This is a genomic window from Anoxynatronum sibiricum (genome assembly GCF_039414295.1).
Taxonomy (GTDB): domain Bacteria; phylum Bacillota; class Clostridia; order Peptostreptococcales; family Tindalliaceae; genus Anoxynatronum; species Anoxynatronum sibiricum.
This window is the reverse complement of record NZ_JBCITM010000005.1, coordinates 175,917-186,842: the sequence shown is the minus strand read 5'-3', so window position 1 is coordinate 186,842 and position 10,926 is coordinate 175,917. Positions and strand designations below refer to the sequence as shown.

Annotated in this window: 10 protein-coding genes and 1 riboswitch; all 10 genes read right to left on the bottom strand. The window is 50.0% G+C overall.

Translation table 11 applies throughout. The features are described from left to right. Positions 1 to 6: 6 nt before the first annotated feature. The 10 genes from AAIG11_RS06995 to AAIG11_RS06950 all read right to left on the bottom strand — a co-directional run bounded on the left by AAIG11_RS06995 (position 7) and on the right by AAIG11_RS06950 (position 10,922). Complete coding sequence (locus tag AAIG11_RS06995; protein WP_343185520.1) at positions 7 to 810, bottom strand: AIR synthase related protein; 804 nt, start codon at positions 808 to 810, stop codon at positions 7 to 9. Positions 811 to 882: 72 nt separating this feature from the next. Next, positions 883 to 2,400, bottom strand: a complete 1,518-nt coding sequence (locus AAIG11_RS06990; RefSeq protein ID WP_343185519.1) for a cobyrinic acid a,c-diamide synthase CobB — start codon at positions 2,398 to 2,400, stop codon at positions 883 to 885. A 119-nt stretch (positions 2,401 to 2,519) separates the two neighbouring features. Beyond that, positions 2,520 to 2,927, bottom strand: coding sequence for a sirohydrochlorin chelatase (locus tag AAIG11_RS06985; protein ID WP_343185518.1), 408 nt, complete (start codon positions 2,925 to 2,927; stop codon positions 2,520 to 2,522). Between the two features lie 251 nt (positions 2,928 to 3,178). Next, a riboswitch (cobalamin riboswitch) is annotated at positions 3,179 to 3,394 on the bottom strand. 161 nt (positions 3,395 to 3,555) lie between these two features. Further along, positions 3,556 to 4,605, bottom strand: coding sequence for a PLP-dependent cysteine synthase family protein (locus AAIG11_RS06980; protein ID WP_343185517.1), 1,050 nt, complete (start codon positions 4,603 to 4,605; stop codon positions 3,556 to 3,558). Positions 4,606 to 4,615: 10 nt separating this feature from the next. Next, positions 4,616 to 5,857, bottom strand: a complete 1,242-nt coding sequence (locus AAIG11_RS06975; protein ID WP_343185516.1) for an L-cysteine desulfidase family protein — start codon at positions 5,855 to 5,857, stop codon at positions 4,616 to 4,618. Between the two features lie 91 nt (positions 5,858 to 5,948). Then, positions 5,949 to 7,721: a sigma 54-interacting transcriptional regulator gene (locus AAIG11_RS06970; RefSeq protein ID WP_343185515.1), complete on the bottom strand. Its 1,773-nt coding sequence runs from the start codon at positions 7,719 to 7,721 to the stop codon at positions 5,949 to 5,951. Positions 7,722 to 7,777: 56 nt separating this feature from the next. Further along, positions 7,778 to 8,419 (bottom strand): dihydroxyacetone kinase subunit DhaL, encoded by a 642-nt coding sequence (gene dhaL / locus AAIG11_RS06965; protein WP_343185514.1) that lies wholly within the window; start codon positions 8,417 to 8,419, stop codon positions 7,778 to 7,780. A 21-nt stretch (positions 8,420 to 8,440) separates the two neighbouring features. Then, entirely contained in the window at positions 8,441 to 9,424 is a 984-nt protein-coding gene (dhaK, locus tag AAIG11_RS06960) for a dihydroxyacetone kinase subunit DhaK (RefSeq protein WP_343185513.1), read from the bottom strand. Between the two features lie 21 nt (positions 9,425 to 9,445). Then, positions 9,446 to 10,159 (bottom strand): ABC transporter ATP-binding protein, encoded by a 714-nt coding sequence (locus tag AAIG11_RS06955; RefSeq protein ID WP_343185512.1) that lies wholly within the window; start codon positions 10,157 to 10,159, stop codon positions 9,446 to 9,448. Next, a complete protein-coding gene (locus tag AAIG11_RS06950) occupies positions 10,152 to 10,922 on the bottom strand; it encodes an ABC transporter ATP-binding protein (RefSeq protein ID WP_343185511.1) in 771 nt (256 codons plus the stop codon). The genes AAIG11_RS06955 and AAIG11_RS06950 overlap by 8 nt, the downstream gene beginning before the upstream one ends. Between the last annotated feature and the right edge of the window lie 4 nt (positions 10,923 to 10,926).

Sequence of the window (10,926 nt, the reverse complement as noted above, 5' to 3'; positions counted from 1 at the left end):
CCAGCCTTACGTCAGGGCAGCGATGACAGTGAGGGGGGTGGTGATGGTCTCCCGGAGGGCCGCCAGTGCTTCGGGGGTCATGGCGGCCACGGCGCAGGTGGCAGGACCGGCGGTTTTTGCCAGGGGCAGGGGGCAATCGGCTTGCCATTCAAGGCTCAGCCCGTTCAGGGCGGCCAACAGCCGGGCTTCTGCCTGAATGCCTTTGGAGCCGACGGGGATGAGATCTGCCACGCCGGGGTGGCGGCGAATGGTGATAAAATCCTGAATGGATAGGATTTCCGGATCAACGGGGTGCTGGATTTCCTTTCCCACCTTGGGGATACCGGCGGCCACCAGCAGCTGTCCCGGAGCGGCGATGCCGCTGCGAAGCTCCTGGGGAGGCACTTGGCCGATGACGGTGATGCCCATGCCTGTTTGCTTCATGGGAAAGTTTTCTTCGGTGCTGCCGTTGAGGGGGACGAGGGGAATGCCGGCTTCTTCCAGAAAGGCTTCAATGCCTGCCATGATCCGACGGCCGGTGGGTTCCCATTCCACTGCCAGGGTGTCGATCACCAGGCAGGGAATCGCCCCGGTGGACATCACTTCCATAGCAGCCACCCGACAGGTGAATTTCCCCGTAATTTCTGGGGAAACAGGTACCAGATCTTCCGGCTTGTCGCCCACCCCGCCGCAGGAATCGCAGGCAATGACCAGGGTGTTTTCCGGAGATACGGGGAGCAGGGTAAAGTCCCGCCGGGGGGTGGATGGGCGGGGGGCTGTATGGGCCAGGGAGTCGTTGCCTTCATTGGCAGTGGCAGCTTTCGTAGTCATGGCGGTTTCTTCCTTTCTCTTTCCTGAAATCATTTCTCTTTCCCGGAATCATCAGGTCTTTGTTTTCTTTGTTTACATCTTCTTTATCCAGGCCATGCCAAAGGCGGGGTTGGTGTGGAAAAACACGTGGGGAAAGCCTCCAAAGGTGTTCTTCACGGTCATGCCACAGGTCCAACCTGGGGCGGCTGTGCTTTCAGTGGCATTACTTCCGGTGTCAGTGCTTCCGGTATCGGTGGGTTTTTCCATGGTGAGTACTGGGGTGGTAATCTCACCAGAAATGCTTCCGGTGCCGCTGCCATTGATGCGTGTCTCCTCACCTGGCTGATGCGCTGCCGGCAACGATTCCACCACACCACGGTGAAATTCATGGCCCCAGGTGGTGATGCCCGGCGGAAAATAGGGCTGGTCTGACAGGGTGGTGACCCGGCAATAACCAAAATGCTGTAACCGACTGGTCATGCGGCTGGCGGCGGGAAACACCCCTGTCATTTCCCAAGTGCGGCCTTCCAGATCGGTGAGGTGGCGGCACAGGTATTGAAAGCCGCCGCATTCGGCGTATACGGGGAGTCCTTCGGCCACTCGCCGGCGCAGGGATTCCCGAAAAGATGCATTGGCTTCCAGAGCTTCTCCAAACATCTCGGGAAAGCCACCGCCCAGATAAAGGGCGTCCAGATCCGCGGGGAGGGTCGGGTCCTGTAGGGGGCTGACGGGGATCAGGCGGCATCCCTGGTGGCGCAGCCAGTCCAGGTTGCTCTGGTAATAAAAGTGGAAGGCGGCATCGTAGGCCACTCCCACGGTATGACGGGGGGTGGGGAAATGCTGATATGCGTGGCTGAAGCGGTTGATGGGTGAATGTTGGGGTACCGGCTCATGTGGCGAGCCGGAAACGCAGGCGTCCATACACTGGGCCACACCAGGGAGGCGGTGCAGTTCAATGTGTGCCGCTGCTGCCTGGGCCATGGCCTGAATCTGCTGGCGCAGGGATTCCACCTCAATGGCGGGAACCAGGCCCAGATGACGGCTTTCCAAATGGAACGAAGCTTCCCGGGGCATCCACCCCAGGCAGGGAATTCCCGTGTCTCTTTCAATGGCTTCCTTGATTAACCGGTAATGTTTTTCGCCGCTGATGCGGTTCACAATCACCCCGGCCAGCTTCACGGCGGGGTCGTAGTCCCGATAACCTTTCACCAGGGCAGCGGCGCTGGTGGAAAGACCGCCGCCGTCGATGACCAGCACCACGGGCAGCTCCAGGCACCGGGCCACCCAGGCGGTGCTGCTGCCTTCGTGGCGGCTACCCCGGCCATCGAAAAGGCCCATGACGCCTTCCACCAAAGTCAGGTGGCCAGGCAGGCGGGTTTCACCGTAAAGGTTCACCATGGTGTCATCCCCCAGCAGGCAGGCATCCAGGTTGTAGGCGGGGGTGCCGGTGACCGCTTCGTGAAACCGGGGGTCAATGAAATCTGGCCCCACTTTGCATGACTGAATGGGCAGGTTGAGGTTTTTCAGGGCCTGGAGCAGGGCCAGGGTGAGGGTGGTTTTGCCCACACCGCTGTGGGTGCCGGCGAGAACAAATCCGGGGGTGCTTGCCATGAAATCGCCTCCTGATGATGTGACGCATCACATCTCTGAAATGATAGGCCCCGCTGATCCAATCATCTGCAACGCCTATAAAGATTATTGTCACATGTGCTTTTTAAGAAAGCAAGCCTTTAGGCACTGAGATCTTTTTCGATTTGATCCAGCAGTACCCGGGTCATGGCAGGATGGTCGCCGATGGAGCCTCCCATGGTGAAATTCAGGTGAGGGTACTCTTTTTTAAGGTTTTCCAGTTCTTCGGGAATATCTTCCCGCAGGTGATTGCCCCGAAACAGAAAGAAGGGGGCGATGTGAACGCGGGTGACGCCGGCTTCCGCCAGCTTCCGGGCGGCTTCTGCCATGGTGGGGTTGGCCATTTGAAGAAACCCATACCCCACGGCATCAAAGGTGTCGGCGGTTTGAATTTTCACTGCTTCTGCCAGCCGCTTCACGGTTTCGTCTGTTTCTTTCACTTTGCTGCCATGGGCCAGAATCAGCAGGCCTTTTTTTTCTTTGGTGACAGCGTTGACTTGTTCCTTCATAGATTCATGCTCCTTTCAGAATAAAACTGCCTACAGCAGTTTTTCAGTGGATAGGTGATAAGGAATAGTGTATAGAATAGCAAAACCTTAAAAAAACGTTGTCCACAGTTTTTTGCGTATGCTATTTCCTATGCCACATGCCACAAAAAAACACCGGGTCCTCAAGGACTCGGTGCGGTGTGCCGGTGTATGGGCTCCGGTGGCCAGTGATTCGTTGGCCGCGCCATCCCTCAGGTGCTTCCCTCCGAAGCGTGAGCAGGTGTTTTCAGGCCGGTCTCCTGGCTTATGCTTCCTCTTACTCACGGCCCCTTCCCAAAACATTGGATATGATCATTTAGTGATCACCCGTAGGTTTCAGTGGGTATGTTGCCGTTTTCATCTGCATTGACAGTAGCGGGGGCTGCAGGGGACTTTCACCCCTTTCCCGTTTAGCTCCCAAAGGGAGCACCTGAAAAAATCATGAAATTGTCATCTGATGGCAATTGATGGTCCTCTTATGAAAATGATGAATTTCGTTGCTGATTCTCATTGCTTTTTTCAGTATATCAAAAGAACCTGCCTTCTGGCAACCATACTGCCCTGGCAGTTGGGTAGCTGCCAGAAGGCAGGTCCTTATTATCACTCAGGATCACCGACAGACTTGGTAATCCAGCAGCTCAACTTCCGGTGCCAAAAACCCTTCCTTAGCGGGCTCCGGTTTCATTAAATCGGTGCTGAGGTATTTTTTATTATCATCAGGCAAAACAGTTACCACACATTGATTGCTTTGAGATTGCTGCTGCACGCTGATGGCGCCCAGCACATTTGCACCTGAAGAGATACCAACCCCCAACCCCAGGTCTTTTGCCATTTTCTGGGCCATGATAATGGCATCACCATCGTCAACGCCTATGATTTCATCCAGTTGATCCAGCCGGACAATATCTGGAATGAACTCATCGGAAATGCCCTGAATACGGTGTTTGCCAATCTTGTGCCCGGTTGATAAGGTGGGTGAGTTCAAGGGCTCCAGCGGATACACCTGCACCTTGGGATCATACCCTTTTAAGAATTTTCCTATCCCCATGACAGTGCCCCCGGTTCCGACTCCCGCTACAAAAGCCTGGAGACGGTCATTGAGCCGCTGAGTCTGTTCGACAATCTCCGGGCCGGTGGACAAAAAGTGTGCATTGCTGTTGTTTTCGTTGGAGAACTGTCTCGGCAAAAAAGCGCTCTGCAGCTCCAAAGCCTTATCTGCTGCCATTTGAATGCTGCCCAAAAAACCACCTTCTTCGCTGCTTACCAGAGAGATGTCGGCCCCAAAGCTTCGAATAAGGTTCCTTCGTTCATGGCTCATCCAGTCTGGCATAAAGATCATAACGGGGTGGCCCAGCGCTCTTCCAATGGCAGAGAATGAAATACCAGTATTTCCACTGGTGGCTTCAATAATCATGTCTTCGGGGTTAAGGGCGCCTTCTTCATAAGCCTTCCTGATGATATGAAGTGCCATTCGGTCTTTGATGCTGCCTGTTAAGTTATAGTGTTCTGCCTTGGCGTATAGAGAATACACCTCGCCACGAAGGCGGTAGGTTATTCTAAGAAGAGGCGTTTTTCCTATCATTTCTGATAGTTGATCAACTTGTTTCCTTACTTGAGCACCATACATACCGCCGACCTCCCAGTAACTGATTGTTTTCATCTGCCGGACTTTACATGACCCCGATGATCGCCCGGTCAACCTGACGCATTCCTTCGATGCTGACACTTTCCAGGTTTCTAAGGGTGGATTCCACGTCATCACCGACAATCCCGTTTCCTGCCGGGATTCTGACTCCCTCCACAGCGAGCAGCGCACTTTGCCAGGCCATGGATGCGCTGGCGGACAGTTTAAGTGCACACCCCACTTTTCCACCATCACAAATCATGCCGGCCAGGCTGGAAATCACGTTGATGACTGCGTACTCAACTTCTTCGGTGGATGCTCCCATCAGGTAAGCCATTCCAGCGGCTGCTCCGGCACCAGCAGAAACACCACATCCGCAGACAGGTGAAAGCCGTCCGATATGATGCTTTACCTTTGAGTTTGTCACATGACTGATGGCCAGTGCCCTGGCTTTTTCTTCATCCTTTACGCCCATTTTATCTGCCAGCGTTGCAATGGGAATCACTGCAATCAGGCCATTGTTACCGCTTCCTGAACTGGTCATGACTGGCAGTTGAACGCCCGACATCCGCGCATCACATGCAGCCGTTGTATACATGTTGATTAAACTTCCAACATCGTTTGATCCATATCCTTTTTTCATAACACGTTGCCATGATTTTCCAAATTTCAAACCCCGATCCATCTGCATTCCAAAATCGGCCATTTTCATGTTGTAGTCAATGCCTTCCAGCAAAAAACTCAGTTCTGCCAATGACATTTCCCGAATGGTGTTCATCAGATTTTTCAGTGTCACATCCAGCAGATGATCCAATGGCGGAAGGGAGCTTAATGACTCCTGAAGCAAATCAATTTCTGTTTTCCCGTTCATCTCGAGATAGACCAGGTTATCATGCCTGTCTTTAATGATCGCCCGGCCAGATTCGGAGGATGTTTCTGCCTCCACTTCGATCCATAAGCTGGGTTGGTCATAGAATATTTCTACCTTAATGTCAACCTTCTCCATCAATAGCTGTGCTCGTTTCTGTTCAATTTCGGTGACCTTGGAAAGTATTTTCAAATCAAACACCGGCTCCACCATTGATGCTCCCAGCGCAATGGCCATTTCGATTCCCGTTTGCTCAGTGCCCGGAATTCCCACCGCTTTTGCATTTTTATAAACACTGCCGCTCACTTTTAAATGAATTCTTTTCAATTCACTTGTCAGATGCTTCGTCGCATAGCAGGACGCCAGTGCGATGGCAACCGGTTCTGTGCATCCAACCGCCAGCACAACTTCGCGTTTCAACACATTTGCAATACGATCAGACAATTTTAACGATTGGTCAGTCCTATGAGAATTGATGTTGTTCAATCTCTTTCAACTCCTACGATTTAAGTTATCTTTTCAAGAAAACAATTTTTTCTGCCGTGTGGTCTTCAGCACAAATCCCATATTTATCCATTTTTCGATAAAGTGTCGCTCTTCCAATGCCCATTTCACGGGCAATGCGTTCTTTTTCATATCCCTTTTGCAATAATTCGATGATGATTTTTCTTTCAATTTCTTCCATCTGGTAGGTTTCAAAACGACCGTTCTTTCGCTCAAATTCATCTGGCAGCACCTGTACCACATGTTCTTCTGTTACCAGCTTCACATTGGCCAGGCGAACAATTTTCTCCATGGCGGCTTCAACTGAAATGCGATTTTGAGGCCAATGACAATTTGCCAGCACTTCCACTGCCTCTGATGACAGTCGAATGTCACGATTCTCATAGACTCTTTTCATCTCTTCAAATATGTGCAGTAATATTTGACGAATGCGTTTTTTCCTTTTTCTTAACGGGGGGATTGTCAGTTTTCGACCCGATATGCGATGGTAGAGGGCTTCTGAAAAATGACCCGCTTTCACCAACGGCTCCAGAGGCACCTCTGAGTGCACAATGAACCGCAGATCCACACGATGCAACCCAAAGGATTCACTGTACACAGAATTTCCTTTGACAATTTGAAGGATAAAAGATTGCGTGAATAATGGCATTCTTTGAACGTTCCTGAGAAAAACGGTTCCGCCATTGGCCATATTTAAATCGCCAATTTGAAAATTATTACCCTCACTGTAAACTCTAAACTCCAACATTGTACTTTCAATCTCTTTCATTGTCAGCTGGGCAAAATCAATTTTTTTGAATACTTTTTCTGATCGATCCGAATAATTATGGATGGCACGTGCCAGTTCGTTGACTTCCAGCCCCGGCTCGCTTTCGATGAGAATATCATCATCTGTGACTGCCATTTCTTTAGCCTTTTCAATTTCGATTTGAAACACTTCATCTGCATCCACAAGATGTTGAAATCCGATTTCAGCACCATGATCCAGCAAGTTTCGCAGTGAAATGAAGTTGGCATTCAAGTTTTTAAAAATGAAGATGCTGCCTTGTTTGATACCGTTCACCATTCGGTTTTTTTTGGTCACACTCCCAATAAAGGTCTTTTGCTGATACTCATAGAAGAGAGGGCGGTTTAACTCATCATAGACCGATCGGTAGATTTCATCCAGCCGGGAGTGATGAAAAATATCGCTGAACTGCTTCCCTTCAAGCGGCCCTGTCACTGGAAACTCTGTGGTGAACCGTTTGTTGTAATACGATACTTTACCTGCAACATCGAAGGAGATAATGGCATCATCCACCGCATTGATAATACTCTCCCGATCATAACTGGTGAGTCGCAGGCGTTCCATATCTTCAATATTCAATAGTTTTGAACTGATAAGATCCGCTATGATTTCAACAAAATGAACTGCCGGGCCCACATTTTTGAAAACGTCAGTCTGATTCGCTTTATGGAACAGGAGCGCCACCGCTCCCACTGCTTTATGATTCGAGAAGATGGGAACAGAGATCATGCCTGCAATCATGCATTCAGAAGCATCTTCGCAATTCTGACAGATGGGATAGTTTTCTTTGTTTTCGATAATGATAACTTCACCTTTGTTCATGGCTTCGCCGACAACGGTGGTACTGGTAATGGGAAGGGCATCACTCACGTTTCTGGTTGTATAGGCTATTTTGGTGTAATAGCGGTCAATAATCACCACATCAACATCAAGAACTGTTGAAATTGCCTCCGAATACTTCACAATCACATCTTGCATCAGCATTAAATTCATTCAAATCACCCTTCCCATTGGGCAACAAGCTTCAGTTGGCTGTTGCTGACAGGTATTTAGCGTTGGTCACTCATCAGCACGTCTACCAGCGCTTCAATTTGATAATACATGGTAACCGCTCCCGGATCAAGGTTTCCGACACCCTTGTTGGTTTGATAATAAGCTCTTCCCTTGGCGGCTTCCATTTCTTTGGTTGACTCCATTCCTGCCAGTGCGCCGCTTTTCAGGGCTTGCAGCACTGCAGCATCATCGGCATTCTCTGCCAGCTTTTGTCTCATGCTCTCCACACCGCCATGCAGGGTGTCAATCATCGTTTTGTCACCTGGTTTGGCTTTCCCACGTTCCATGATGGCGTTTAAAAACGCCTGCAGCATGTCGGCAAGCTTTGTCGCATCCAGTTCCTGCACATCGCCAACTGTCTGGGCTGCCCGAATGTAACCGCTTCCATAGAGGACGCCGGACGATCCCCCGACTGTTGACATAATGGTCATGCCAATTTTTTTGAACATTTCTCCAAAAGTCAATGCCTCCAGGTCTGATTTTTGATCAATCAGTTTCCGAAATCCCATATCCATGTTCACCCAGTGATCACCGTCTCCGGTAACTGAATCCAATTGGGTGATGTAATCCTTTTCTTTTTCAAGCTTTTTCATAAACGTTACCAGGTACAAGAGATATTGCTCATTTGTCAATTTCAATTGAAATGACATCACTATCACCTATCCTTTCATTGCCGGCGTCTGGCAAGGTGCATCGATTAGCGCCTTCAGTTCCTGATCCAGGTTCAGCAGCGTCAGCGACGCACCCGACATTTCCAGAGCTGTCATGAAGTTACCCACATAGGCTCGATAGACCGATATGTCATGCTGCTTCAGGAGTTCAGTCACCTCTCTGAAGAGAATGTACAGTTCCATGAGGGGGGTGGATCCCAGTCCGTTTACCATGACCGCCACTTCGCCACTCATCTTTTCAAAATCGTTCAGGATGGGCTCCACCAATTTTTTGGCGATTTCTTTGGCGGGGAGCACCGGGCTTTTTTCAATGCCAGGCTCTCCATGGATCCCCATTCCAATTTCAATTTCATCAGCACCCAGTGTAAAACTGGGTGTTCCCACCCCTGGCAGCACACAGGAAGACATGGCCATGCCCATGCTGCGAATATTGGCGATGGTTTTTTCTGCCACCTGCTTCACTTCCTGAAGGGAAGCACCCGTTTCTGCCTTGGCGCCGGCCACCTTGTGAACAAAAACCGTCCCGGCGATTCCTCGCCGTCCTGTTGAATAGGTGCTGTCGGGTACTGCCACATCATCCTTCACAACCACATGATCCACTTCAATGCCTTCCATTTCTGCCAGTTCCTGCGCCATCTGGAAGTTCATGATATCACCGGAATAGTTTTTGATGATCAATAAGACTCCTTTTCCGCTGTTTGCCTCCTGAATGCCTTTTAACACCCTGTCTGGTGATGGTGATGCAAACACATTGCCGGCAACTGCCGCATCCAGAATGCCTTTTCCCACATATCCCGCGTGGGAGGGTTCATGCCCGCTGCCGCCGCCTGAAACCAGCCCCACTTTGTGACTCTTTTCTTTCCGGGCAATGACCTCAGCCTCTTTAAAATAAACCACTTCCGGATGTGCCAGTGCCATTCCCTCCAGCATTTCCGTCACCACATGATCGGGATGGTTAATGATTTTTTTCATCGCGTCTCTTCCTTTCCTGGTTTATTGAAGGATATCTCCCAAGTATGCTTTTCGCACTTCGTCATTTTCCTGCAGCGCCCGGGCATCATCGCACAATATGATCTTTCCTGTTTCCAAAACATATCCGCGATTTGCAATGGCAAGGGCCATATTTGCGTTCTGTTCGACCAGCAGAATGGTGGTTCCCTGTTGGTTGATGGATACAATGAGCTCAAAAATGGTTTCGATCAGCTTTGGAGCAAGCCCCAGCGAGGGTTCATCCAACATCAGCAGCTGGGGAGCTGTCATGAGGGATCTTCCAATGGCCAGCATCTGCTGTTCCCCTCCGGACAACGTTCCCGCCGTCTGCTTTTTCCGCTCATGCAGACGGGGAAACAACTCATACACACGGTCAAAAGAAGACTGTATTCCGTCTTTGTCTTTGCGTATATAAGCGCCCAGCTTTAAGTTTTCCTCCACCGTTAATGCGGGAAACACTTCCCGCCCTTCAGGGGTGAGGCTGACTCCCTTTTTAACAATTTGATCGGGGCTGAGTGACGTAATGTCTTTATCTTCGAAAAAAATGGATCCCATTTTTGAGCGCACAAGGCCGGTGATGGTGGACAGTGTGGTGCTCTTGCCTGCTCCATTGCTCCCAATGAGGGTGACAATCTCGCCCCGGTGAACTTCCATCGTGATCCCTTTGAGTGCATGAATATTTCCGTAGTAAGTATGGATATCCGTGACTTTAAGCATTTTCTTCCTTCCTTCCAAGGTAGGCTTCAATGACTCGGGGATTTTTGGCAATGTCTTTCGGAAGCCCTTCCGCAATTTTTTTGCCATGATCAATGACATAGATTCTGTCGGAAATATTCATCACCAACCGCATATCATGTTCGATGAGAATAATGGTGAACCCTTGTATTTTCAGCTCCATGATGAAATCCAGCAGGGCGTCGGTCTCAAATTCATTCATGCCCGCCGCAGGTTCATCCAGCAGGATGATTTTGGCTTTTGTGGAGATGGCCCTGGATATTTCAAGTCTTCTTTGGGCACCATAGGGAAGATTCGTTGCATAGTTGTGTATTTGATCCTGAAGGCCGATGGATGTCAAAATCCGCAGGGCTTCTTCGTGCTTTTCAAGTTCGATGGTTTTAAACTTTTTTGTTCTGAAGACCACATCCCAAAAATGATAGTCTGTGTGGGTGTGCATTCCCAAGAGCACATTTTCGATGACGCGCATGTCTTTGCATAAACGAATGTTTTGAAAGGTGCGCGCGATCCCTGCTTTGACAATTTCCTGGGGCTCTTTATTGTGGATTGGCTGATTTTCAAAATGAATGCTTCCTCCGGTGGGTTTATACACACCGGTAATGACATTGAACAGAGTGGTTTTACCCGCTCCGTTTGGCCCGATGATGCTGACGATTTCGCCGGGTTCAACCTGAATGGAGACATCGTCCAATGCCACCAGACCGCCAAAATGCATTGAAATATTATCGATGGATAGATATGCCATAGTC